Here is a 24,430-nt window from a genome sequence, read left to right on the forward strand (position 1 = left end):
TTTTCCGCCCCCATTATTTAAGAAATTGTCATACAAGATCCTGGGCCACCTGCGAAGGATAAACCACAGCTTCCTTGTTCGTTATATAAATCTGCAACTTGTTCGCGGTGAGACGTTGGGATTACGAAGCGATCTTTATATTTTGCAATCGCAAGAAGTCGATACATATCTTCTACATCCTGTTTCGTTAAACCGATTTCTTTTAATACAGCTTCATTTGGTTCTTTATTAATTTGAAGTGCTCTCATATGTGTTCGCATAACAGCCATTTTTTTCAATGTAAGACGAATATGTGATTCATCTCCTGCAGTGAGTAAATTCGCTAAATATTGAATTGGAATACGCATATTATCAATAGCAGGGAAAATTTCTTCTGCTTTCCAGTTACTACCTTTTCCCTCCACCATGTTCATAATCGGGCTAAGCGGCGGGATATACCAAACCATCGGCATAGTACGATACTCCGGGTGAAGAGGTAGAGCGATTTTCCAATCAATAATCATTTTATAGATTGGTGACTGTTGTGCCGCTTTAATCCATTCTTCAGGAATCCCTTGCTTTTTCGCTTCAGCTGCTACTTCTGGATCATTTGGATCTAAGAAAACCGTAAGCTGAGATTCATATAAATCTGTTTCATTTTCAACAGAAGCCGCTTCTTTTACTTTGTCAGCGTCATATAGCATTACCCCAATGTATCGAATACGCCCTACACATGTTTCCGAACAAATTGTAGGCATACCCGCTTCAATACGAGGGAAACACATTGTACATTTTTCAGCTTTATTCGTTTGCCAGTTAAAGTACACTTTTTTATATGGACAAGAAGATACGCAGAATCTCCATGCACGACATGCATTTTGATCGACAAGAACAATCCCATCTTCTTCACGTTTATACATCGCACCAGATGGACAAGAGGATACACAAGATGGATTCATACAATGTTCGCATATGCGCGGTAAATACATCATAAAGACATTTTCAAAATCTGTTTTAATTTCTTCTTCCATTTTCTTTACGTTCGGATCTTGTAATCCTGTTATATGTCCACCAGCTAAATCATCTTCCCAGTTTGGACCCCATTCAATTTTGTCGATAAATTCACCCGTAATTGCTGATTTCGGACGAGCAACTGGCTGATGCTTACGCTGCGGACTATTTGTTAACGTTTCATAATCATAGTTCCAAGGTTCAAAGTAATCATCAATGGTTGGTTGATCTGGATTATGGAAAATATTCATAAGGCGCTTCATTTTCGAACCGGATTTCAGCTGAATTTCACCATTTTTCAATTCCCAGCCGCCTTTATATTTCTCCTGATCTTCCCATTGTTTCGGATAACCAATACCAGGTTTCGTTTCTACGTTATTGAAGTACATATATTCAGCACCTGGACGATTTGTCCAGGTGTTTTTGCATGTTACACTACAAGTATGGCAGCCGATGCATTTATCTAGGTTCATTACCATTCCGACTTGTGCTTTAATCTTCAAGCCAATCTACCTCCTTCAGTTTACGAATTACTACGTTTAGGTCACGCTGATTACCAGTCGGACCATAATAGTTAAATCCATAGCTTAATTGGCCATATCCACCAATCATATGTGTCGGTTTTACGTGAATACGAGTTGGACTATTATGCGTTCCCCCGCGGTTACTTGTTAATTTCGTACCAGGTACGTTTATATGACGATCTTGCGCATGGTGCATAAACGCCATTCCTCTCGGTATACGATGCGTTACAACAGCACGTGCTACAACAACACCGTTACGGTTAAAGCACTCGATCCAATCATTATCCGCAACGCCAGCTTCTTCAGCATCCTCTTTATTCATCCAAACGGTTGGACCACCTCTAAACAGCGTTAACATCGGTAATGAATCGAAATACATACTATGAATTGACCACTTATTATGCGGCGTTAAATAATTTAATGTAATCTCTTTTCCTTCTACTTCAGGTCGTGATTTACGGAACGGTTTATGTTGCAGAATTGGTTTAAATGTAGCCATCGTTTCACCAAATTCTTTCATCATGTCATGATCTAAATAGAAAGATTGTCGTCCAGTGATTGTTCTCCAAGGAATAAGGCGTTCCACATTTGTTGTAAATGGTGAGTAACGGCGTCCACCTTTTTCTGAACCTGTAAAGGCCGGAGAAGTAATTACCGTTTTTGGCTGCGCTGTAATTTGTTCAAATGTGAAGCATTCTTCTTCACGTTCTTCTGCTAAATCACGCAGTTTTAAATCCGTTTGTTTTTCAAGTGCTTCCCATGCTTTTACAGCCATATGACCGTTTGTTGTAGAAGAAAGTGTTAATACCGCTTCGGCAGCATTAATTGCTTCTTTTATGTCTGGGCAACCTTTCGCAATAGAATCCGTTCGAACGACTCCTAATCGGCTCTTTAATTGCTCATATTCTTTTTCTGCAGACCAAGAAATCCCTTTCGTACCAATCGGTTGTTTTCCGGTATTTGGTCCTAGCGCAGTCATTTTGTCATAAATCGTTTTATAATCCCTTTCGACAACATGAATTTGCGGCATCGTTTTACCCGGAATTGGTTCACACTCACCTTTACTCCAGTCTTTAATTTTGCCAAGTGGTTGCGCTAATTCTTGCGGTGTATCGTGAAGAAGTGGTGTTGCAACAACTTCTTTCATTGGTTCAAGATCGATTTTCTTCGCTAAATCAGACACAGCTTTAGAAAGAGAAGTGAAAATGTCCCAGTCAGAGCGTGCTTCCCACGGTGAACCGATTGCTGGATTAAATGGATGTACAAATGGATGCATATCTGTACTACTTAAATCATGCTTTTCATACCAAGTTGAAGTTGGTAAGACGATATCAGAATAAAGCGCTGTTCCAGCCATACGGAAATCTAAGTTAATGAGTAAATCAAGCTTCCCTTCTGGCGCTTCTTCATGCCACTTTATTTCTTCTGGTCGTAACGAATCACTATCGTCATTCATTAATCCATTCGTTGTACCTAACAAATGCTTTAAGAAATACTCGTGACCTTTACCAGAACTTGAAATTAAGTTTGCACGCCATACGAATAAGTTGCGCGGGAAGTTATTTTTATTATCAGGATCTTCAATTGCGAATTTCAGTTCTTTATTTTTTAATTTTTGCGCAACGTATTTTCCGATTTCTTCTTGCGTTGTTGCACCAGCAGCAACAGCTTCTTTATATAATTCAATTCCATTTTTCTCGAATGTTGGATACGAGGGTAACCAGCCAAGCCTTGCTGCTAATACGTTGTAATCACCGTGATGTTGATAACGAGAATTGCCTTCAACTGGTGATGCTAAATGTCCAACTGGTGTATCTTCATAGCGCCATTGATCAGTTACGAAATAGAAGAAAGATGTACCGTTTTGTAATTTCGGTGGCCCTTGCCAATCTTTTGCCATCGCGATTGTTTGCCATCCTTCCGCTGGTCGCAATTTTTCTTGACCAACATAATGCGCCCAACCACCGCCGTTTACACCTTGCGCTCCGACGAGAAGTACAAGATTTAAAACGGCGCGATAAATCGTATCAGAGTTAAACCAATGGTTAATACCAGCTCCCATAATAATCATTGAGCGACCATTCGTATCAACAGCATTTTGTGCGAACTCACGAGCGATTTGAATAATAAGTTCTCGTTTCACTCCTGTCATTTTTTCTTGCCATGCAGGTGTAAACGGTACGTCATCATTGAAATCTTTCGGTTCTTGTCCGCCGAGTCCTCGGTTCACGCCGTAATTCGCTAACGTTAAGTCGTATACAGTTGTAACGAACACTTCACCTTCTTCTGTCATAACCTTTTTCACTGGAATTGTACGTTCTAATATTGTATTTCCATCATCAGAGAAGTACGGAATTTGTACAGTTTGAACACTATCTTCCATTCCAAGTAAAGAAAGACGCGGATTAATCTTTTCACCGGTTTCTTCATCTTCTAAACGTAAGTTCCATTTCTTTTCGTTATCCCAACGTGACCCCATTGTACCGTGAGGTGTTGCAAAATCATTCGTGTTCTCGTTCCAAAGTACAGGTTTCCATTCTCCTAACTTCGTTTCGCGTCCAATATCAGAAGCATTTAAGAATCGATCAGCAACGAATTGGTCTCCTTTTTGTTTCAATGTGACGAAGAAAGGAAAATCAGTATATTGCTTTGCATAGTTTGTGAAGTATTCCACTTGATTATCTACGTAAAATTCTTGTAAGATTACGTGCCCCATTGCCATCGCAAGTGCACCATCTGTACCTTGTTTCACACTAATCCAATCATCCGCAAACTTTGTAGATTCAGCGAAGTCAGGACTGACAGAAACGACTTTCGTTCCTTTATATCGAACCTCTGCTAAAAAGTGTGCATCTGGTGTTCTCGTCATCGGTACATTTGAACCCCACGTCATAATGTAACCAGAGTTATACCAATCGCTACTTTCTGGTACATCTGTTTGATCACCCCAAATTTGCGGAGAAGCTGGTGGTAAATCTGCGTACCAATCATAGAAGCTAAGCATCGGTCCACCCATAAGTTGCATAAAGCGACTACCAGCTGCATGACTTAACATCGACATAGCTGGAATTGGTGAGAAACCAACATTTCGGTCTGGACCGTATTTCATAACTGTGTATAGTAAAGAAGCTGAAACGAGTTGTAACACTTCATCCCAATTCGCACGAATGAATCCCCCTTTACCACGCGCCTGCTTATACGTACGTGCCTTTTCAGGGTTTTCCACAATGCTCTTCCAAGCATCTAATGGTGACTCGTTATTTTGCAGTTCCTCTTGCCACATATTCCAAAGAACACCACGTACATACGGATATTTCACACGAAGTGGACTGTAAATGTACCAAGAGAAACTTGCTCCACGTGGGCATCCTCGCGGTTCAAAATCAGGCATATCAGGACCTGTAGTCGGATAGTTAAGTTCCTGCCCTTCCCAAGTTACAATTCCATCTTTCACATATATATTCCAGCTACATGAACCAGTACAGTTCACGCCGTGTGTAGAACGAATTACTTTATCATGCTGCCAACGCTTTCTGTACACATTCTCCCATTCGCGATCTTCATATGTTTCTTGTGTATGATTATCGTTATAACGATCTATTGGTGAAAAATATTTTAAACGTCTCATTAGTGCTGAAGATTTCTTCTTCATACTGTTCACTCCTTTAATACGTCTCTCTTACATACCCTTACTATAAGAGAGGTTGTAAAATACAGATGTGACATTTCGCACAGTTCAAGAGATTGTCAAAATTTCAGTAAAAAATAATTTTGTGAGAAAATCTTTTGTTCCGTTGTGAAGATTTATGGTTAATCTTAATTATTAGGAGAATAGTATTTTGAGGGATCGACTATTTTGCAAAAGAAAAAACGCAGGAGATATTCCTACGTTTTTCTTTATAAATATATGAAACAGAGTTTTGAATTTTCTCTTCACGATATTATTTTATATCAAGACATATTTCACATTAAACTACAAATCATTATTTACCATATTGCCCTTAGTTACGGAAACAATTATACTAGATGTAATCAGAATAAATAATCTGAATATTCTTAGAATTAAAGATAAAATCTTTATACCCGTAATTAGATTGATACATTCTATTTTCCACTAAATAGATTAAAAAACGATAATAACATTAGGAGGATTACGATGCACCAGCTTGATTCATTACATCCCATTATAGAAAAAATAATTAATAATATTGAAAAGTTAATGGTCGGAAAGCGAAAAGAAACGATCTTAGCTTTGACAGCTCTGTTAGCGGAAGGTCATGTACTATTAGAAGATGTTCCTGGCGTTGGGAAAACAATGTTAGTTCGCGCTCTTTCTAAATCTATTGATGCTGATTACAAGCGCATTCAATTCACACCTGATTTACTGCCGTCAGATGTAACAGGTGTTTCTATTTATAATCCGAAAGAGCTCCAATTTGAGTTCAAACCTGGACCAATCATGGGGAATTTTATACTTGCTGATGAAATTAATCGTACATCTCCCAAAACACAATCTGCCTTACTTGAAAGTATGGAAGAAGGCAATATTACAATAGATGGCAGGACAAGACCGTTGCCAAAACCGTTCTTTGTAATGGCTACACAGAATCCGGTCGAATATGAGGGAACATACCCTTTACCAGAAGCACAGCTCGATCGTTTCTTATTGAAACTAAAAATGGGATATCCTACACAAGAAGAAGAATTTGAAATTTTAAACAGGATGGAAAAAACAAATCCCCTCTCCCATTTACAAGCTATTACAACAATAGAAGAATTACTTTATTTACAACAGAGCGTACGGGAAATAAGTATGGACAAAGCAATCAAACATTACATTGTAAAGCTTGTTAGTCAGACTCGTTCTTATAGTTCTATACAGCTTGGTGCAAGTCCACGTGGCTCGATTGCTTTAATGAAAGCTTCACAAGCATATGCATTCATCCATGGCAGAAATTATGTTATTCCAGACGATGTTAAATTTTTAGCTCCTTACGTATTAGCTCACAGACTCATTCTAAAAATGGAGGCAAAATTTGAAGGAATTACAGGAGAACAAGTTATCACAAAAATCGTTGCGCGAACTACCGTACCTACTCAAAGGAAGATGAACCTTTGATGAAACGGATACTACGAACACTCTATCATTTTACTAAGTTATCACTCATTCCGTTATGCCTAGTCTTAACATTTGTATACGCTATGCTTCAAGGAGGATTTGTAAGTTGGTTTTTGTTTTACAGTATGATTCCTATTGGACTTTATTCACTACTGCTTCCCTTCTATGCTTTACGGAACGCCGAGGTAAAACGAATAACAAATCAAGACGAATATGTAGCAGGAGAACCATTTTTAAGTACGATTACAATAAAAAGAAGTTTTCCTTTTCCCTTACTTTATTTAATTATAGAAGATGTACTGCCATCACAATTTACAAATTGTAAACAAATAAAGATGAATAAAGTAATACTCTTTCCAGGATTGAAACGAAATATTTCGTTTCAATATGCAATTGATACAATCCCTAGAGGAGAGCACTCTTTTTCAAGCGTACGTGTCAAAACTGGTGATTTATTCGGTATGATGGAGAAAGAAATAACTTTTTCAGTTCCAGATACATTTTTAGTCTATCCCCAGTATGTAGATATAACATATCGACAAATGGAAAATCATTTCGAACAAGGAGCACTTTCAGCAAATATAAATTTAGTAAAAGACTCTACCATTTCTGTCGGTGTGAGAGACTATAAACCTGGTGACCGCTTTTCATGGATTGATTGGAAAGCAACTGCCCGAACAAACAACATTATGACGAAAGAGTTTGAACAACAGCGCAGCCATAATATTATGATATTCATGGACAGAACCCCATCCCCTCTATTCGAATCAGTCGTCACATTTACCGCCTCTATTGTCAGGTCTGTCTTGAAGCAAAATTCACCAGCGTCATTCGTATCTGTCGGAAAAGAACGAACTTTTTTCCCTTTAGACAATGGAGATAGTCAGTTGCATCAAATCTTTTGTCATTTAGCGAAAGTACAAGCGGACAGTGCATTCCCGCTCTCCCGGAGTGTAGAAATGGAATTAAGAAAAATTTATGAGCCCGTCACGATTATACTCGTAACAAGCGATCTTTCTCCCGATATTCAAAAGGCGGCTGACTTTGCTGCTATTAAAAATAGAAAATTAATGGTGTTTGTCGTAAAAGAAAAAGCAAATCAACTCTCACATCGAGAACTCAGTATTCTAGAAACTCTACAAAAACGAAAAATATTTGTAAAAGCGGTTTATGAAAACCACTATACAAACGTATTTTTTGAGGTGAGCAAATGATAACATTACAAACAAAAAAACAATGGGATATGAACAGATTTTTCATGCATGCATGCGCATTTCTACTTTTACTAGAATGGCTAAGACCCCTCATAGGTATTACAAACGTAGGTAGATTAGATATTTTTGTAATATTTATAGGGATTTGCTTCACTCTCTCTTTTTTTCAAACAAAGTGGCAGATTCCAATAAAGATCATCACAATTTTATTCATTATTCATTTCCTATATTATAAAAATGCTTTTATAAATCCATCTTGGCTAACGAAATTTTTTACTGATATTTCTCTAAATTCCTCCCTGTTATTTAAGGGGAATTTACTAGATATCTCTCCAGTTTTTCCAACACTTTTATTTTTTTTATCATTTTGGTTTTTGAGTGCTTTCATTTCTTTTTGGATGATTCATAGAAAGCGCGGTTTGTTATTTCTTATATTGACTATTATTTATATCACCGTTTTTCATAACTTACATTTATACAATGCAAACTTCGCTATTATTCGTACTGTTGTCATCGGCTTTTTTATGCTTAGCCTTCTTCGCATAGAACGAATAAAAGAGATGGAACACTTACAAAATTATGCTAAAGAAATCTCAAAATTACTTAGACCTCTTACAGTGTTTATTGTATTGTCAGCAACCATCGCATACTTCGCACCAAAATTTGGTCCTCAATGGCCCAACCCAATGGATTTTTTAAAATTCAACACATCCGAAGCAAGTAAACAGCAAGAAGTTTCTAAAATTGGGTATGGTTTAGATGACTCGAGATTAGGTGGTCCTTTTAAGGCTGATCCTACAATTGTTTTCACAGTACAAACGCAAAACAAACAATATTGGAGAGTTGAAACGAAAGATTTTTATACTGGAAAAGGATGGGAGGTTTCTGAAAATCAAAAAAAGATTTCTTTTAAAAATAAAAACGACGTCTTGAGCTGGTACGAACAAAATACAAAAACGGAGACAACAAAGTCAACAATTAACATGCAAAAAAGTTATCCTCACCTTACCTATCCAGCAGGGTTAATATCAGTTGAGGCTTCTTCAGATGCATCATACAGCGTTAATCCATTTTCTGAAAAAATCTATACGATGGACGGAGACTCCTCCACTACTTTACATTCATATAAAGTAACGTATGAGGTCCCCGAGTTTTCCATAGAAAAATTGAAAGCTGTAAAAACGAATGAAGGCCAAGAAACAAATCCTTACTTCATGACAAAGTACACACAACTTCCCGAATCATTACCGCAGCGAGTAAAAGACTTAGCTGCTAATCTAACAAATGATAAAGACAACCGATATGAGAAAGTATTAGCTATTGAAAACTACTTTACCGACCATTCTTTCGTATATGAAACAACGAATGTGTTGTTCCCTGCCAAAAACCAAGATTATGTAGATCAATTTCTTTTTGATACAAAAAGCGGATACTGTAATAATTTCTCAACATCTATGATCGTGTTACTTCGTTCTGCCGGGATTCCTGCTCGCTGGGTAAAAGGGTATACGGAAGGAACTCTTGATAATACGCTTGCCTCTGCAGAAGGTGAGGATGTTTATAAAATCGCGAACGATAACGCACACTCTTGGGTCGAAGTATACTTCCCTGGATACGGATGGATTCCATTCGAACCAACAAAAGGATTTACTAATCCCTATAATTTTACAAATAATACTCCTGCTCCCACAATACAAAATAGCGAAGAAACTAATTCTCAAAACGCGCAAATGCACCAAAGAAACAATGAAGCAAAGCTCAAAAGTTTAATAGAAGATACAGAAGAAGCTCCTACTAAAAAGATTACAAATGCTAAAAATGTATTTTCTTGGTGGTACGTATTCCTCTCTTCGATACTAATTAGTATTATAGGATATACTCTCTTCGCTACTAGAATGAAATGGATTACATTTTTTATCATTCTTTTCTATAAATACCGAAAAGATGATGCTGTTTATAGCAAAGCTTATGGCGCACTTTTAAAACAATTTGCGCGAATCGGTATACGACGAGGTGAAAGTCAAACATTCCGAGAATATGCTCTCCACATCGATACACTTTACAACTCGAATGATATGCAACAACTTACTTTCAGTTATGAGAACGCTATGTATCAAAAGGGACAGGCTACAGTAGAATGGAAAAAATCCGTACACTTATGGGAAGTGCTTATGAAAAAAGCAGCTTCTCCGCCTAAATCAAATGACTTCCATTCAGCGATTTAATCTTGATAATGTGAGTTAAATAAAAGAAAAAGCCTCAAAGAACAACATTGTTCTTTGAGGCTTTTTTTAATATAGTGAAACTTTAATCAGTGGGGGTTTTGTTCATCCCCCACTGATTATTAGTTGAACCAATCGGGCTTTTACGGGCAGTTGATCCCCCACCTAACTTCTTTGCTTTCACTGAATTTTGAGCTGGGGGTCTTACTGCCCGTTAATGCGGGATAAAGTGAAACTTCTAGTTATTACCCAAGTACCTTCTCAATCTCAGCCTCTAAATCCACCGGCTTCGTTTGCGGCGCAAAACGCCCTACTACTTTCCCGTCTTTTCCGATTAGAAACTTAGTAAAGTTCCATTTCACTGCTTTCATACCGAGTAAACCTGGTGCTTGTTCTGTCATGTATGTATAAAGCGGATGTGCCTTATCACCTTTCACATCAACCTTTGCAAACATCGGGAAATTCACACCGTAGTTTAACTCACAAAAACTAGTAATATCTGCTTCTGTACCTGGTTCTTGTCCTCCGAATTGATTACAAGGGAAACCGAGTATTTCTAGTCCTTGGTCTTTATATTTATCATATACTTCTTGTAAACCTTTATATTGCGGTGTAAAACCACACTTGCTAGCTACATTTACAATAAGAAGTGCTTTTCCTTCGTAATCTTTTAACGACTTATCTTCTCCTGTTATCGTTTTAGCTGAAAAATCATAAACTGTCATGGTCCTTGCCCCTCTCTTCACTATCATTCTATGTTTATACTATACTACATTCGTGAATATACAGCTCTTATTACGTATTCTCCTCCGAAATGAGAGCGCTTTATTTCTGTTCAAAAATTCGACACAAAATACTAGACTTTTATGTTGGAAAGTTTTACAATTAAATTGTGGACAAAATGTGACAGTTTATATTCCATTATAAAAGAAAAGGATGGTGTTCATTATGAAAACTGCACAACATGAAACGATTTCAAATCGCGAGTTTTATTTCGTACTATATATGATGTTATTGTATGTGATTGGCTGGATAATCGATGTAAATGGTTTATTTTTAAGCTCCTACTTTAATTTAGCAGGAGAGATTATGCTGCCAATCGTTGGTGGCATAGTTGGACTGTTCGTTATGTCTATCAATAAAGAACAAACGAAATAATAACACTTTAAAAAGGCAGAAGACGAGCTTTCGTTTTCTGCTTTTTTCTATTTTAGCGTATAATAGAAACATACAGTAAATAAGGAGTGGTAATGATGAAAAAAGTAGAGCAATTATCTTCTCACCTATATCTTATTGATGATTTCGATTTACAACATAATGAACGAACTGGTACGTACGTTTTATTAGGTGACGATATTACTTTAATTGAAACTTGTGCAGCCCCTTCTCTTCCGTATATTTTAGACGGCTTACAACAATTACATATTGATTTAAACGATGTAAAAAACATTATCGTAACACACGTTCATTTAGATCATGCCGGGGCTGCTGGTTTAATGATGGAAAAGTGCCCAAATGCTACTTTATATGTGCATTCTCGCGGTGCTCGTCATATGATTGATCCAACAAAACTCATTTTAGGCGCAAAAGCTGTATACAAAGAAGATTTCGATAAACTGTTTGATCCCATTCTTCCTATAGAAGAAGAACGTGTTCGTATTGTACAACATGGTGATACATTACAAATTGCCGAAGACCGCATCCTTACATTTTACGATACACCGGGACATGCGAAGCACCATATTAGCATTCACGATTCATTAACAAACGGCATTTTTACTGGCGATACAATTGGCATTTATTATAGAGAACTCGCAGACGTTGGTATAGAACTATATCTCCCATCAACGTCTCCTTCACAATTCCAACCAGATGCGATGATTGCTTCAAAAAATCACATTCAAAGTATGAATGTAGATACTATTTATTTCGGTCATTACGGTGCATCATCTAATGTTACAGAAGTATATAACCAGCTTGAACATTGGCTACCTATTTTCGTTCATACTGGTAAAGAGGTCTTTGAACAGTATAATGATTTCGATGAAGCGACTAAAGCTTTACAAACTGTATTAATGGATAAGATCTCTTCCCACCTTACAAAGTTAAACGTTCCATCAGATCATTCCGTTTATAACATTTTACATCTAGACATAGAAATTAGTGCGATGGGCATTATTGATTATTTCACGAAGCAAGAAAAAGCAAAACCCACTATTAACTAACCGTAAAAGAAGAGATATACAACAGTAGTTATTGTATATCTCTTTTTTCTTTGAATATATCTTTAATAAAGGATGGTGGAATACAATGCAAAAAGTGATGTTATACCTCTGTTTTACATTATTTATCGTCTTATTATTATTTGTCGGAGTGAAAATTCAATTTTATTTAGATACAGACGCCCAGGTAAACTTTAACGTATATCCAAGATTATTCTACTTTACACTCTTCCCTCTTATCGTTGGCATATTATTACGATTCCTTCAATCGATTAATCGCGAAACGAGTAAACAAAGCTGGAGCTTTCAACCAGATAAGTTTATCGCAATTACAGTGCCTACAATATTAATTTCCTTTTCTCCAGCTCTACTCTTTTCACCGCTTGGCCAATATTTACCTTATTTAGCTAATATTATTCTTATAAATACAACCTTTGTTACGATAATTAGTTTAATAGCTGGTTATTCCCTTTTAGATTGTTTTATACAAAAAGATAATGCAACTATGAAAAAATATAATTGAGTACTCTATTGAATCTTGCAAGCCAAGGTTTGTACTTCCTTGGCTTGTTGTTAGAATAATTGCATTCCAGTATAATACAGTAATCGAATAAAATTTAGAGGAATGATACAATGTTTTTTCAACTTTTTCTACTAGCAATCATTATGTCTTTCATCAGTGGTCGGCTAATTGGTACAAAACTAAATTTCTTCAAACAAGCAAGTGCGGCCACTTTAGGTGTTTCAATTACGTCAGCTATGTATTGGTTTTTATTCTTACGCTATCAAGATGAATCGATTATCGGTGTTGATAGATATTTTTGGCTAGGAAGCTCATTAATCGTATCAATGCTTTGTTACCTAGTTTTTGAACTATTTGATCCTATTAAGCGTGGCGAAATGGATGAGCTAGTAATAGAAAGCCGAAATCCTATTTCAAAATTCTTCGCTAAGATTGGTAGACAAAAAAGATATATGCGCGTCTCTTCTATTGCAATAAAGCACGGGATGGGAAAATATTTAGCATTAAAGCGCTCGCCAGAAGCAGATCGTAAGCTCGCCACTTCACTTCGAAATACACTAGAAGAATGCGGTGGTGTATTTATTAAATTCGGACAAGTTTTATCAACTCGATCTGATTTATTACCATCTGTTTTTATTCACGAGTTATGTAACCTTCAGGAAAATGTAACACGTTTATCACAAAAACAAGTGGAAGAGATATTGATAAAGGAACTACATATACCAAAAGATGAAATTTTCAGCTTCTTTGAAATGGAACCGTTAGCTGCCGCCTCTATTGGACAAGTACATAAAGCAAAGCTAAAAGAAAGCGACCAGGATGTCGTCGTTAAACTACTACGGCCTAATATTTCTGAAACAATTAAACGTGACTTAGATATTTTAATTCACTTTGCTTTATGGATTTCCAACAAATCAACTTGGGCTAAAAACATCGGCTTTCTTGATTTAGCACATGGCTTCTCTACCGCAATGAAAGAAGAAATTGATTTCAAAATCGAGGCTCGTAACTTCGAACAAGTGTCTGATTCACTAAAAAATAGTGAAACGAAAGTAAAAATACCGAAAGTATATCAAGAATACAGTAATTCAAAAATACTTGTGCTTGAATTTTTGGATGGGGTAAGTGTTAAAAGCGGGTCAGCTTTATTAAATGAATTACAAATTGATACGAAAAAAGTACAACGACAACTCTTCGATTGTATTTTAGAGCAAATTTTCTTTAAAGGTATTTTCCATGCAGATCCTCATCCAGGTAACGTATATATTCTCCGTGATGGCACTCCTGCATTACTTGATTTCGGCTCTGTCGGACGATTAGGAACACTACAACAAGATGCATTCAAGCGACTGCTTATCGGCTTTGAGCGCAAAAATTCATATGTCTTGCTTGATGGACTGCTTCAATTAGTTGAAAAGAAACCAAATGTTGATAAAGAAGGATTAGAACAAGCTATCAGTCAATTATTAATCCAAAGTACGTATGTTTCTACAAATAGTTCTGAAGAATTCATGCAAGGATTATTTCAAATAATCGCTGAGTTTGAATTGGCTTTTTATCCAATGGTTGCAGGAGCTTTCCGCTCTTTAATTACGCTAGAAGGAACGATGCTACAACTAAATCCCGAATTCAATTTAATGAACGAAGCGAAACGCTTTGCGAAAGATCATGCAGCTAGTTTTATGCCGGTTAACAATTATTCTAGTCTAAAAGAAGCTGCAACAAACGAATTACTCTCTATGTTACCTGCCATACGACGCATTCCTAGAAAACTAGATGATTTAAGTTCAAAACTAGAAAACGGAGAATTATCTGTAAAAGTCGGCTTTTTCTCTGACGAAACAAATGCATCATTCATTACTACGTTTATCTCGCAATTCCTCATTGCATTTATTGGAACTGCATTTGGTGGGATTTCAGTAGGCGTATTGCATTTAGCAAACAATGCGAAAGAGCCAAATAATCAATTTTTAAGTGTCGTTGGTTACGGTGGTTTATTTATAAGTGCGATATTACTTGTAAGAGTCGCTATTCATGCGGTAAGGAAATTTAAATAATAATAAAATGAGTATACAATCACATAGATTGTATACTCGTTTTTTATTGTTTACTTATTCAATATATACTAGGAAATTTATGTTAAACTAAAGAAAATCGTGTACTAAGTTAAATGCCATTTCAACTAAGGGAGCATTATTATGTATAAACTTTTTGGATTCTCGTGTCTAATGTTTCTCGCAAGTATATGTTCTTTCTTTATTTTAAGAGGGCCTAATGCAAATTTAACTTTAATTGTTGCGATTCTAGCTCCCCTTTCATTACTCGGAATTATTTTTGCGATAGCATCAAAAAATTGGTTATTCGGAATAGTTGGCACTGCATTAAATGGCGTAATACTAGTAGTTGTATATTTTCTATTGCTAGCAAAAGGAATAGGTGGTTAATACAATTAATAAAGCTCACAGCTAAAGCTATGAGCTTTCCTACTTATCGTACTTTTTCGTCTACATACTCCATAAACTGCTCCGCTTTAATAAATCTTTCTTTGTATGCCTCAGGTACTTCGTTTACTGTTATCCCACCACTTGATTTCGTTTTTACTAATACGGTTTGATATGACATTAATGCTTCCATATATTGTTCATACTCTTCAGGAGTTAATACTTCTTTACTAGATTTATGGCCATTTAATTTATCAAAATATGGCTGAAGCTCCATCTCTACTTTTTTCATTTCTTCTTTTTTAACTGGTGATAATTGATCGTAATCAATATTACCGTTCGAATCTCCGTACTCAAGCTTAGCATTTGTTAATTTTTTTAGTTCTTTTGTAAACTCTTCATATTCCTTTGCACCCATTTCATCTTTCGCTTGTGACAACTTTGCATTAAAACGCATATACGCTTCTAATGTCATCGCTCCGGCATGTTTTTTTAAATTCTCAAAAGATCCGTATATACCATCTGCCATGATAGATTGATAAGCAAAACCCGTCGTAGGGATTAAAAATGCTGCTGCAAGCACTCCTGCGATAAGGCGTTTCTTCACCTTACTTCCCCCGCGCTTCATTTTTATTTGAACGATTATTTTTTCTTTTAACTCCGGCGGGGCTACAACCCCCTTCGCTTCTTCTTGTATAGATTCTCTAACTCTACAATCTAAACTCATTTCACATTCCCTACCTCTCCTAAAAAGATTTCTTCTACTTGCTCTTTTTGACGTAGTTTCCTTAAGGCCGCATGAATTCTAGATTTCACAGTACCAAGTGGAATATGTAATATTTTTGCTACTTCTTCTTGTGAGTAGTCGTGTAAGTATCTTAAAATAATTACTTGTTTCAATTTATACGGTAATTTATGAATGAGTTCGACTAGTTTTTGGTTTGATATTTTACTTACAACATCGTTTGAAAAATCAATTTGTACTGGTTTTCTTTGCTCTTCTGCTTTTTTTATAATTCGTAGTCGCATCCACCTCTTTCTTCTATAAGAATGAATTTGTTTAATCGCAAGTCCAATTAACCAAGGACGAAATGGCTTCTCGCTATCATACTTACGAAGCGATTCATATAGCTGTATGTATATTTCTTGAACGACATCATCTACATCCGTTTTATCATCTATTAAGAAATGCGCGGTTTTATACACTTCTTGAATCGTTGTATCATACAATTCGCTATACGCTTCTTTATTGCCCGATAAAGTTAATTGGATTAAATCCATATACACTGTTTCATCCTTCATATACCACCCCTCCTTTGTCTTACACTATATATTGGCAAGTAATTGATATTTCGTTCGATTTTTTCAAAAAAGTTTTTCATATAAATTAATATAATAATTCAATGGGTTCATAAACTTCACTTATAACCATGCATAACAATTATATAATTTTCCAATTCCTAATGAAGATTTAAAATGATTTATATAGTCAAATTTAGGAGGATATATGATGAAAGCTATCGTTGTAACGTCGTTCGGTGGTCCTGAAGTGATGAAATATACAGATGTGGATATGCCCGCTATTTCAGAAAATCAAGTTTTGATTCGCGTTGTTGCTACTAGTATAAATTTCGCCGATATTAAATCCCGTTATGGTAAAAAAGGAAATAAAGCACTACCTTTTATACCAGGGATAGATGCAACTGGTGTGGTAGAACGAGTCGGTTCTCATGTAAAAAATATTTATCCTGGACAACGTGTCATTGCTTTTCCTCAAAATGGCTCTTACGCAGAATACGTTGTCGCAAACGAAAACCTAACTTTTTCTTTACCCCATGAAGTCGATTTTCAAACTGCAGCGGCATGCCCTATCGTATCTTTCACAAGCTATAATTTACTTGCAAATGTAGCAAGGCTTCAACTAGGCGAGTCGGTTCTCATTCATGCAGCGGCTGGTGGAATTGGTACAACAGCAATTCAAATCGCTAAACTATTAGGAGCTGGAACTGTTATCGGTACTGTCGGAAATGAATCGAAAAGTAAAATCGCTTTAGATGCTGGAGCTGATTATGTTATTTGTCATCAAGATGAGGATTTTGTAGAGAAAGTCAATGAGCTGACAAATGGTGAAGGGGTCGATGTAATTTTAGATTCTATTTCTGGAACAGTTTCGGAAAAAAGTTTAAAATGTCTTGCTTATTATGGTCGCCTCGTTCATTTCGGAAATGCAAGCGGTAAAATTGGTAACTTTCAAACGAAAGATTTACACGCAAGTTGTCGCTCTATACTCGGTTTTAGCTTTGGTACTACACGAAAAAAACGTCCCGAACTACTCCAAGAAACTGCAAATGAAGTTTTCCGTTATTTACGTGACGGAAGTTTGCAAATTAAGGCTACGAAATCTTTTCCACTTCAAGATGCAGGGAAAGCACATGAATGGGTCGAAAGTAGAAAAAGTACAGGGAAAGTCATACTAACTGTTCAGTCCCCTTCCTGAAATGAATACTTGGAACCGAGGTGTCATTCATGGGATCACGAATTATGCATGCTATTATCGCTAACAGGATTGCCGAAAAATTATCTATTCAAGATAAAACTTCTTTCATACTTGGAGGTGTAGCCCCTGATGCTGTTCATTCAACAGAAGAAAAAGGCGCTTCACACTTTTACGCTGGCACAACGAAAAACTATACGAGAAGGATAGATTTCAATTCTTTTTTTCAAAAATATAAAGTTCATATGGATTCCCCTTTTCTCTTAGGTTATTACACCCATCTCATTGCCGATGATAATTGGCTAAGTGGCTTTTTTCTACCTTGGCTAAAAAATAGAATAGAAAATGACGAAACGATTGCACCTATGTACTATAACGATTTTAAATTGTTAAATGCAAAGTTGCTTCATCATTACGATAAAGAACAACAACTCTTCTCTCTTCTCAATCAAGAGGTTCACATTATGGATATTGAAGAGGTTTCTAAAGAAAACGTATTAGCTTTTCGAAAGTATCTTTTTGAAGATATGTTGTATCCAGAGCAACATTTGCATGAGGACTTACAAGTGTTTACGTTTAATCAAATCGTTGGTTATATTGAGACAGCTATTGAAAAGGGCGTATTTTATATTAATCAACTCTCTAATGAAAAATCCCCTTCAAACATGTAATCCCCCTCAATATATTTGAGGGGGATTTTCACATAGTGATATTATTATTTGTTCTTTTCCATAACCGCAAAATAATTCCCTTCACTATCCGCAAAGTTAAATACTTTACCAGAAGGCATAGTTACCATTTCGCCAACAGTAACATTTTTATTTTTTAAATCTGTATATAATTGATCAAGATTTTCTGAGAAGAACATTAAAGATGGTGTACCAAGATTTAATTCTGGGCTCATTTTAGAAATCACTTCTTTATTATGTAATATAATGCTCGTTTCTGCATCGCTTTTCGGAGCGATTTCAATCCATCTCATTCCTTGCTTGTTATCTTCCTCTGCTACTACATGAAACCCTACCTTTTCCGTCCAAAAGTTTACTGCCTCATCTTGATTATTTACATATAACATAATTTGTCCAACTTTATGAATCATTGTATTTCCCCCTAATGGTTTTTATATTCTATGTAGGTTTCTACAGGTACTATTATTATTCCTTTTTCATTCAATTACAATCAAAAAGACGTAACTACAAATAGTTACGTCTTTCCCATTCTTTATCTAGGCTTTTTCTTCCCGGTAAACGCTGGTTTCTTTTTCTTTGGTGCTTTCGGTTTCGTTTCTACAAACGATCCGTTGAACATTTCTTGCTTCGTAAATACGATGCCTAGTTTTTTTGCAAATTGAAGTAATTTACGCTCTTCTTGTTGTGTTACAAGAGAAACGACAGTTCCTTCTTTACCCATACGTCCTGTACGTCCTGAGCGGTGAATATATTGGTCTACTGTGTCTGGTAACTCCAAGTGGATTACATGTGTTAAATCATCAATATCAATACCGCGTGCTGCAATATCAGTAGCAAGTAGAATTTCTAATTTCCCGCCGCGGAAAGCACGCATCGTTGCTTCACGCTCTTGCTTACCTGCTTCTGCATGAAGAGCTGCTGCTTTCATTTTACGGAACTGCAATTTCTGAGTAATTTCATCTAAACGGAATGGGTCATTTAAGAAAGCAACTGCTTTTACATCGCCCATATGCATAATTCTTCTTACGTAATCATTTTTTTCGCGTCGCTCACAAATGATATACGTATGCTCAACTAAGCTTTTTGACTCTGCACGTGTTACACGTACCACTTGTGGTTCAACTGCTAAATCACGTGCCGCGTCTTCTGCAGCTTTGGTAATTGTCGCTGAGAAGAATACTAATTGACGGTCGCGCATCGTTGATTTAATTACATCTTGTACTGCGCCCATCATCTTTTGTTTTACAATTTGATCAAATTCATCAAATACAATTGTTTTCACTTCATGCATTTTTAGCTTTTTCATACGAATTAATTCTAAAATACGTCCTGGTGAACCGACAATTACTCTCGGATGTTTCTTTAATTTTTCAACTTGGCGCTTAATATCTGCACCACCAATTAAAGATGCACCTGAAATTTCAGTTCCTGCTGTAAACTTTTGAACCTCTTCATGAATTTGCATAACAAGCTCACGTGTTGGCGCTAAAACAACAACTTGTGGTTGTTTTACTTCAGGATTAATTTTATGTAAAAGGGGTAATAAGTACGCTAATGTTTTTCCTGTTCCAGTTGGAGATTCAGCTATAACGTCTTGTCCTTCTAAAATAGTTGGAATCGCTTGTTTTTGAATTTCAGTTAATTCTTTAAAACCAGCCTTCTCCCAAGCTTGTTGTAAAAATGGTTGCATATCTTTTATCATTTGTTTTTCTCCTTTATCTCTATTTTTGAAGAAAATGTTGTATTGTTCGCACCGTTTCTATCATGTGTGAAATAACAGCTATTAAATCATCAACATGGTCTTCTGTAATCGCTTTTTGAAATAGAACCTCTACCTTATTATGATATGAAATCGCTTGCTTATTATATTCGTATGAAAGTTTTTGCGTAATCATTCTTTCTTTTCCCCATATAGAATGCATGAAAGTTTCAATTTCTTCGCACACTACCTCTGGCTTTTCTATCGGGAATGAAAATGCTAACTTCATTTCACAACCTGGTGTAAATTGTGGTACTTCCAATATTTCACCAGATAAGTTCTTTGCATCTACAGATAGTGAAAATGTTGCTTCTACTAACTGTTCGAACGGCTCTGTTAATTGAAATGAAATATTGTATATACGACTTAATGAGGCAAGGTCCATCATATCTTTTCGATCTGTTACAAGAATATCTCCATGTAAATCAAAATCATATACAGCACCTTCTACGATTACTTTTAAATTATCAAAAGCAGTTGGATCAAACATAATTTCCTCCAAAAAACAGGCGCCTTTCGATGGAAAGGCGCCACTTGATGTATATATAGTTTACAGATAAACGAGATGAATTACAACCTTTTAGAATAAACCTACTGCTTTTCCATCTTCATTTACGTCCATTTGTAGTGCTGCTGGCTGTTTTGGAAGGCCTGGCATTGTTAGCATTGTTCCTGTTAACGCAACGATAAATCCTGCACCAATTGATGGTTTCAGCTCACGAATTGTAACGATAAAGTCTGATGGACGACCTAATTTTGTTGCATCGTCAGAAAGAGAGTATTGTGTTTTCGCCATACAAATTGGTAGGTTACTCCATCCTTCTCCTTCATATTGAGCTAATTGCTTACGTGCTTTCGGAGCAAATTCAATATCTTTTGCGCCGTACACTTTTTGAGCAATTGTACGGATTTTTTCTTCTAATGGTAATTCTAATTCATAAAGTGGTGCGTAGTTGTTCTCACCTTTTTCGATTTCTTTTAACACTTTTTCAGCAAGGTCAACTCCGCCTTGGCCACCCTTCTCCCAAACTTCCGTTAAGGATACTGCATAGCCACGCTCATTGCACCACTCTTGTAAGTATGCAACTTCTGCATCTGTATCTGTAATGAATTTATTAATTGCAATTACGAAAGGCACACCGAAGCTTTGAATTGTTTCAACATGCTTCTGTAAGTTTTCCATACCTTTTGCTAATGCGTCTACATTTTCTTCTTTTAATTGATCTTTTGCTACGCCACCATGCATTTTAAGCGCACGAATAGTCGCAACAATAACAACTGCTTCTGGTTTAATGCCAGCTGCACGAGCTTTAATATCTAAAAACTTCTCTGCACCTAAATCAGCACCGAATCCAGCTTCTGTAATAACATAATCACCTAATTTTGCTGCCATTGTTGTAGCGATAACACTATTACAACCGTGAGCAATATTCGCAAATGGTCCGCCGTGAATGATAGCTGGTGTATTTTCTAACGTTTGTACTAAGTTTGGTTTTAATGCATCTTTTAATAATAATGTTAACGCACCTTCTACACCTAAATCTTTAACCGTTACAGGTTGATTTGCAAAGTTATAAGCAACTACGATGCGAGATAGACGCGCTTTTAAATCTTGAATATCTGTTGCAAGGCAGAATACCGCCATAATTTCAGATGCTACTGTAATATCAAAACCGTCTTCACGTGGTACACCTTGAACTGGTCCACCAAGACCAATTACTACGTTACGAAGGGCACGATCATTTAAGTCAACACAGCGTTTCCAAACGATTTTACGTGTATCAATTCCAAGTGTGTTTCCTTGTTGGATATGATTATCAATAAACGCTGCTAACGCGTTATTAGCAGTTGTGATTGCATGGATATCTCCAGTAAAGTGAAGGTTAATGTCTTCCATAGGTACTACCTGTGAAAAACCACCACCTGCTGCTCCGCCTTTTAGTCCCATCGTTGGTCCAAGAGATGGTTCGCGAAGTGCAATTACTGTCTTCTTACCAATTTTATTAAAAGCTTGACCTAAACCAACTGTTACTGTTGATTTACCTTCTCCAGCTGGAGTTGGGTTAATCGCTGTTACTAAAACAACTTTACCGTCTTTCTCGTTCTGTAAGCGCTTAAAAATGTCAAGAGATAACTTACCTTTATAATGCCCGTATGGCTCTAATTCATCTTCTAAAATATTTAATTCAGCTGCAATTTCTTGAATCTTCTTCATACTCGCTTCTTGTGCGATTTCAATGTCGGATTTAACTGTTGTAGTAGTTGTCATATACCCTAGTCCCCCTTTAATTGGTTCTGATGATATTGTATCAGTTTTTTGTATTTTCTGCACTTATTTACCTCCTAAAAATTCTTTCATTTCTTTATGCGTTTTTTAACATAAATACCCATAAGAATGTTAACGATTGTTGTAACTCGATAGGTAGTTGACCTAGCATCTTCTCATTTACTCCGCGCTTATATACACCGATGCCATCTACCACTTCAAAACCTTGTTCTTTCGCTAACTGTTCAAATTCCCATGGCATCATCGTGTTACAAACAACGTCTTTGCCGTATAAACGAGGATAACTGTTCTCTCGAGGCTTGGCTGTCGGTCCTAAAATTGCAATACATGCATACCCATCACTTTTTAAAACGCGCTTTATCTCATTTAATGCTCGTAATGGCTCCTCGGTCCATTCTAAAGAGTTAATTGCCATAATTGATTCAAATTGCTCATTTTCAAATGGTAAGGAAGAAAGATCTCCTTTTATAAAAGATAAATTCGGTCCTTCTCCACGCTCCTTCCCTTTTTGAATCATTACTTCTGATAAATCTACTCCAACTGCTTTATAGCCCGCGCGACTTAATTTATATGTACCGTATCCATCCCCACAACCAACATCAAGCACCTGAGCTTCTTTCTTCACATACTGTTCAAAAAATGGAATAATTGTACTTCTGCTCCCGCTGTCCCACATCTCCTGACTATTCTGAGTCCAAAATTCTGCACTACTATCCCATTTTTTCTCTGCTGATTCATGCCAATTAAATTTCGTCATACATTTCCCTGCCTTCACGTTTTATCACTCATTTCATTCTACATCATTTTCCAAAATTCCTGTTTATCTTCATTAGGAGATGTACAAGCTAATAATGGAATCTTTATTCTCCAATTTTTGCTTTACTTGGGTTTAACTCATACTCATGTTCTTCTCTTTATGTAAGATACTATAGGTACACCCAATTGAAAGAGAGGGATGTACATGCGAAGAAAGAGAAATCATCATTTTAAAAGTGGTGAAAAAAACGAAGAGTATGCAGCTGAAATATCACCAGCTGGCATTCCGATTAGACATAAGCGTAAAGAAATTGCAAATGAAATAGAAGGTACAAATACCGGTGCAATGGTAGGCTATGTCGCTTTATTTCTTTCGCTTTTCTCAATTGCATTTTATCCGGTTACACTCGGCTCTCTTGCGATTTTAGTCGGCTTATTAGCTGTCAATTTCGGAGCAAGAACACTTGGATATACTGCAATTGGTTTTGGAAGTTTTTCTGTTTTATTTACTTTACTCTATCCGCTTGCTTTGTCAGCGTTTTAAAAAAAACACACCAAGTTATACTTGGTGTGTTCATTCGTGATACAACATAATATGACCGCATCCACAGCAATGTTTCGCTGTAATTTCTTGAAACACTGGATAATTCTCTTCATCCCGATGCTCAATAAACACCTTTTCAAATCGATACATATTTTGTGCATATGCCCAATCTTGTTTCGTACGTGCATACAAAGTGGAGGAAAAAAACTCCTCACCACCGCAAACGATACATGTATTTTTCATTACTACCCCTCCTATGCTTGTCTTACTTCATCTATATGAACATAAGCATAAGAAAAAGACCTTCTATTACTAGAAAGTCTTCTCTGAAACAAAAAGAAATGTACCAAACATTCCTACTCCGCTATATTCTTTCGTAACATCAGCTTCTGTTTTAAATGTTTGCTTTACAGTCATAAAGAATACACCATTTCGTGCATCTGTACTTTCAAATTTTAATTTTTCTTTTTTACCATCTACATTTTGTGTGCATTCAAAACTACTCTCATCACATTTCAATGCATACTTATCCTCTACATACACTTTAAAATCTGATTCTTTCGGACAAGTAATAAGTAAAATCGCCACGAGAATAATACTTACAATACCCACAATTGTATAATATTTCTTCATTTGTACTCCTTTC

Annotated in this window: 23 protein-coding genes; 11 read left to right on the plus strand and 12 right to left on the minus strand. The window is 36.4% G+C overall.

From position 1 onward, the window contains the following. Positions 1–17: 17 nt before the first annotated feature. A complete protein-coding gene (gene narH, locus BAQ44_RS10710; protein ID WP_071721651.1) occupies positions 18–1,493 on the minus strand; it encodes a nitrate reductase subunit beta in 1,476 nt (491 codons plus the stop codon). Next, positions 1,483–5,166 carry a nitrate reductase subunit alpha gene (locus BAQ44_RS10715; protein WP_071721652.1) on the minus strand — a complete coding sequence of 1,228 codons (3,684 nt, stop codon included), beginning with the start codon at positions 5,164–5,166 and terminating at the stop codon, positions 1,483–1,485. Before BAQ44_RS10715 ends, narH begins: the two co-directional genes overlap by 11 nt. A gap of 504 nt (positions 5,167–5,670) precedes the next feature. Here BAQ44_RS10715 and BAQ44_RS10720 point away from each other — a divergent pair. From BAQ44_RS10720 to BAQ44_RS10730, 3 genes are read left to right on the plus strand one after another with little or no spacing between them, the layout of a single operon-like run. Further along, on the plus strand, positions 5,671–6,633 hold the full coding sequence (locus tag BAQ44_RS10720; protein WP_000553993.1) for an AAA family ATPase: 963 nt from the start codon (positions 5,671–5,673) through the stop codon (positions 6,631–6,633). Further along, on the plus strand, positions 6,633–7,847 hold the full coding sequence (locus tag BAQ44_RS10725; protein WP_071721653.1) for a DUF58 domain-containing protein: 1,215 nt from the start codon (positions 6,633–6,635) through the stop codon (positions 7,845–7,847). Before BAQ44_RS10720 ends, BAQ44_RS10725 begins: the two co-directional genes overlap by 1 nt. Then, complete coding sequence (locus BAQ44_RS10730) at positions 7,844–10,072, plus strand: transglutaminase TgpA family protein (RefSeq protein ID WP_071721654.1); 2,229 nt, start codon at positions 7,844–7,846, stop codon at positions 10,070–10,072. The genes BAQ44_RS10725 and BAQ44_RS10730 overlap by 4 nt, the downstream gene beginning before the upstream one ends. A 242-nt stretch (positions 10,073–10,314) precedes the next feature. Here BAQ44_RS10730 and bsaA read toward each other — a convergent pair whose 3' ends face one another. Beyond that, the gene (bsaA, locus tag BAQ44_RS10735) at positions 10,315–10,794 is read right to left on the minus strand and encodes a glutathione peroxidase (protein WP_061678599.1); all 480 of its coding nucleotides are present in this window, start codon (positions 10,792–10,794) and stop codon (positions 10,315–10,317) included. Between the two features lie 223 nt (positions 10,795–11,017). Between bsaA and BAQ44_RS10740 the strand changes: the two genes are divergently transcribed. The 5 genes from BAQ44_RS10740 (at position 11,018) to BAQ44_RS10760 (ending at position 15,258) form a co-directional block, all read left to right on the plus strand. Then, positions 11,018–11,227: a DUF3925 family protein gene (locus BAQ44_RS10740; RefSeq protein WP_048540955.1), complete on the plus strand. Its 210-nt coding sequence runs from the start codon at positions 11,018–11,020 to the stop codon at positions 11,225–11,227. Between the two features lie 95 nt (positions 11,228–11,322). Beyond that, positions 11,323–12,294, plus strand: a complete 972-nt coding sequence (locus BAQ44_RS10745) for an MBL fold metallo-hydrolase (protein ID WP_071721655.1) — start codon at positions 11,323–11,325, stop codon at positions 12,292–12,294. An 85-nt stretch (positions 12,295–12,379) separates the two neighbouring features. Next, entirely contained in the window at positions 12,380–12,814 is a 435-nt protein-coding gene (locus BAQ44_RS10750) for a hypothetical protein (RefSeq protein WP_071721656.1), read from the plus strand. Between the two features lie 110 nt (positions 12,815–12,924). Then, positions 12,925–14,871, plus strand: coding sequence for an ABC1 kinase family protein (locus BAQ44_RS10755; protein ID WP_071721657.1), 1,947 nt, complete (start codon positions 12,925–12,927; stop codon positions 14,869–14,871). A 141-nt stretch (positions 14,872–15,012) separates the two neighbouring features. Further along, a complete protein-coding gene (locus BAQ44_RS10760; RefSeq protein WP_063261698.1) occupies positions 15,013–15,258 on the plus strand; it encodes a hypothetical protein in 246 nt (81 codons plus the stop codon). 43 nt (positions 15,259–15,301) lie between these two features. Here BAQ44_RS10760 and BAQ44_RS10765 read toward each other — a convergent pair whose 3' ends face one another. Further along, the gene (locus BAQ44_RS10765) at positions 15,302–15,982 is read right to left on the minus strand and encodes a DUF3600 domain-containing protein (RefSeq protein ID WP_063261699.1); all 681 of its coding nucleotides are present in this window, start codon (positions 15,980–15,982) and stop codon (positions 15,302–15,304) included. Continuing rightward, positions 15,979–16,557, minus strand: coding sequence for a sigma-70 family RNA polymerase sigma factor (locus tag BAQ44_RS10770; RefSeq protein WP_071721658.1), 579 nt, complete (start codon positions 16,555–16,557; stop codon positions 15,979–15,981). The genes BAQ44_RS10765 and BAQ44_RS10770 overlap by 4 nt, the downstream gene beginning before the upstream one ends. 208 nt (positions 16,558–16,765) lie before the next feature. Here BAQ44_RS10770 and BAQ44_RS10775 point away from each other — a divergent pair, with 208 nt between their 5' ends. Beyond that, positions 16,766–17,752 (plus strand): quinone oxidoreductase family protein, encoded by a 987-nt coding sequence (locus BAQ44_RS10775; RefSeq protein ID WP_071721659.1) that lies wholly within the window; start codon positions 16,766–16,768, stop codon positions 17,750–17,752. Between the two features lie 29 nt (positions 17,753–17,781). Beyond that, complete coding sequence (locus BAQ44_RS10780) at positions 17,782–18,420, plus strand: zinc dependent phospholipase C family protein (RefSeq protein ID WP_071721660.1); 639 nt, start codon at positions 17,782–17,784, stop codon at positions 18,418–18,420. A gap of 44 nt (positions 18,421–18,464) precedes the next feature. Here BAQ44_RS10780 and BAQ44_RS10785 read toward each other — a convergent pair whose 3' ends face one another. The 5 genes from BAQ44_RS10785 to BAQ44_RS10805 all read right to left on the minus strand — a co-directional run bounded on the left by BAQ44_RS10785 (position 18,465) and on the right by BAQ44_RS10805 (position 23,241). Next, a complete protein-coding gene (locus BAQ44_RS10785) occupies positions 18,465–18,848 on the minus strand; it encodes a VOC family protein (protein WP_063261703.1) in 384 nt (127 codons plus the stop codon). 122 nt (positions 18,849–18,970) lie between these two features. Then, positions 18,971–20,140, minus strand: a complete 1,170-nt coding sequence (locus BAQ44_RS10790) for a DEAD/DEAH box helicase (protein WP_061678608.1) — start codon at positions 20,138–20,140, stop codon at positions 18,971–18,973. Positions 20,141–20,159: 19 nt separating this feature from the next. Continuing rightward, entirely contained in the window at positions 20,160–20,687 is a 528-nt protein-coding gene (locus tag BAQ44_RS10795) for a hypothetical protein (RefSeq protein ID WP_061678609.1), read from the minus strand. Positions 20,688–20,777: 90 nt separating this feature from the next. Continuing rightward, a complete protein-coding gene (locus BAQ44_RS10800) occupies positions 20,778–22,466 on the minus strand; it encodes a formate--tetrahydrofolate ligase (protein ID WP_012644371.1) in 1,689 nt (562 codons plus the stop codon). 94 nt (positions 22,467–22,560) lie between these two features. Continuing rightward, complete coding sequence (locus tag BAQ44_RS10805) at positions 22,561–23,241, minus strand: class I SAM-dependent methyltransferase (RefSeq protein WP_071721661.1); 681 nt, start codon at positions 23,239–23,241, stop codon at positions 22,561–22,563. A gap of 204 nt (positions 23,242–23,445) precedes the next feature. Between BAQ44_RS10805 and BAQ44_RS10810 the strand changes: the two genes are divergently transcribed. After that, positions 23,446–23,784 (plus strand): hypothetical protein, encoded by a 339-nt coding sequence (locus BAQ44_RS10810; protein WP_001253201.1) that lies wholly within the window; start codon positions 23,446–23,448, stop codon positions 23,782–23,784. 30 nt (positions 23,785–23,814) lie between these two features. Here BAQ44_RS10810 and BAQ44_RS10815 read toward each other — a convergent pair whose 3' ends face one another. Next, entirely contained in the window at positions 23,815–24,027 is a 213-nt protein-coding gene (locus BAQ44_RS10815) for a hypothetical protein (RefSeq protein WP_000798748.1), read from the minus strand. A gap of 69 nt (positions 24,028–24,096) precedes the next feature. Further along, a complete protein-coding gene (locus BAQ44_RS10820; protein WP_061678611.1) occupies positions 24,097–24,417 on the minus strand; it encodes a hypothetical protein in 321 nt (106 codons plus the stop codon). Positions 24,418–24,430 lie beyond the last annotated feature (13 nt).

The sequence above is a fragment of the Bacillus mobilis genome, from assembly GCF_001884045.1.
Taxonomy (GTDB): Bacteria; Bacillota; Bacilli; order Bacillales; family Bacillaceae_G; genus Bacillus_A; species Bacillus_A mobilis.

Coding starts and splice junctions, on each gene's coding strand:
- BAQ44_RS10715 (WP_071721652.1), bottom strand. CDS start 5,166: ATGAAGAAGAAATCTTCAGCACTAATGAGACGTTTAAAATATTTTTCA.
- BAQ44_RS10720 (WP_000553993.1), top strand. CDS start 5,671: ATGCACCAGCTTGATTCATTACATCCCATTATAGAAAAAATAATTAAT.
- BAQ44_RS10725 (WP_071721653.1), top strand. CDS start 6,633: ATGAAACGGATACTACGAACACTCTATCATTTTACTAAGTTATCACTC.
- BAQ44_RS10730 (WP_071721654.1), top strand. CDS start 7,844: ATGATAACATTACAAACAAAAAAACAATGGGATATGAACAGATTTTTC.
- bsaA (WP_061678599.1), bottom strand. CDS start 10,794: ATGACAGTTTATGATTTTTCAGCTAAAACGATAACAGGAGAAGATAAG.
- BAQ44_RS10740 (WP_048540955.1), top strand. CDS start 11,018: ATGAAAACTGCACAACATGAAACGATTTCAAATCGCGAGTTTTATTTC.
- BAQ44_RS10745 (WP_071721655.1), top strand. CDS start 11,323: ATGAAAAAAGTAGAGCAATTATCTTCTCACCTATATCTTATTGATGAT.
- BAQ44_RS10750 (WP_071721656.1), top strand. CDS start 12,380: ATGCAAAAAGTGATGTTATACCTCTGTTTTACATTATTTATCGTCTTA.
- BAQ44_RS10755 (WP_071721657.1), top strand. CDS start 12,925: ATGTTTTTTCAACTTTTTCTACTAGCAATCATTATGTCTTTCATCAGT.
- BAQ44_RS10760 (WP_063261698.1), top strand. CDS start 15,013: ATGTATAAACTTTTTGGATTCTCGTGTCTAATGTTTCTCGCAAGTATA.
- BAQ44_RS10765 (WP_063261699.1), bottom strand. CDS start 15,982: ATGAGTTTAGATTGTAGAGTTAGAGAATCTATACAAGAAGAAGCGAAG.
- BAQ44_RS10770 (WP_071721658.1), bottom strand. CDS start 16,557: ATGAAGGATGAAACAGTGTATATGGATTTAATCCAATTAACTTTATCG.
- BAQ44_RS10775 (WP_071721659.1), top strand. CDS start 16,766: ATGAAAGCTATCGTTGTAACGTCGTTCGGTGGTCCTGAAGTGATGAAA.
- BAQ44_RS10780 (WP_071721660.1), top strand. CDS start 17,782: ATGGGATCACGAATTATGCATGCTATTATCGCTAACAGGATTGCCGAA.
- BAQ44_RS10785 (WP_063261703.1), bottom strand. CDS start 18,848: ATGATTCATAAAGTTGGACAAATTATGTTATATGTAAATAATCAAGAT.
- BAQ44_RS10790 (WP_061678608.1), bottom strand. CDS start 20,140: ATGATAAAAGATATGCAACCATTTTTACAACAAGCTTGGGAGAAGGCT.
- BAQ44_RS10795 (WP_061678609.1), bottom strand. CDS start 20,687: ATGTTTGATCCAACTGCTTTTGATAATTTAAAAGTAATCGTAGAAGGT.
- BAQ44_RS10800 (WP_012644371.1), bottom strand. CDS start 22,466: ATGACAACTACTACAACAGTTAAATCCGACATTGAAATCGCACAAGAA.
- BAQ44_RS10805 (WP_071721661.1), bottom strand. CDS start 23,241: ATGACGAAATTTAATTGGCATGAATCAGCAGAGAAAAAATGGGATAGT.
- BAQ44_RS10810 (WP_001253201.1), top strand. CDS start 23,446: ATGCGAAGAAAGAGAAATCATCATTTTAAAAGTGGTGAAAAAAACGAA.
- BAQ44_RS10815 (WP_000798748.1), bottom strand. CDS start 24,027: ATGAAAAATACATGTATCGTTTGCGGTGGTGAGGAGTTTTTTTCCTCC.
- BAQ44_RS10820 (WP_061678611.1), bottom strand. CDS start 24,417: ATGAAGAAATATTATACAATTGTGGGTATTGTAAGTATTATTCTCGTG.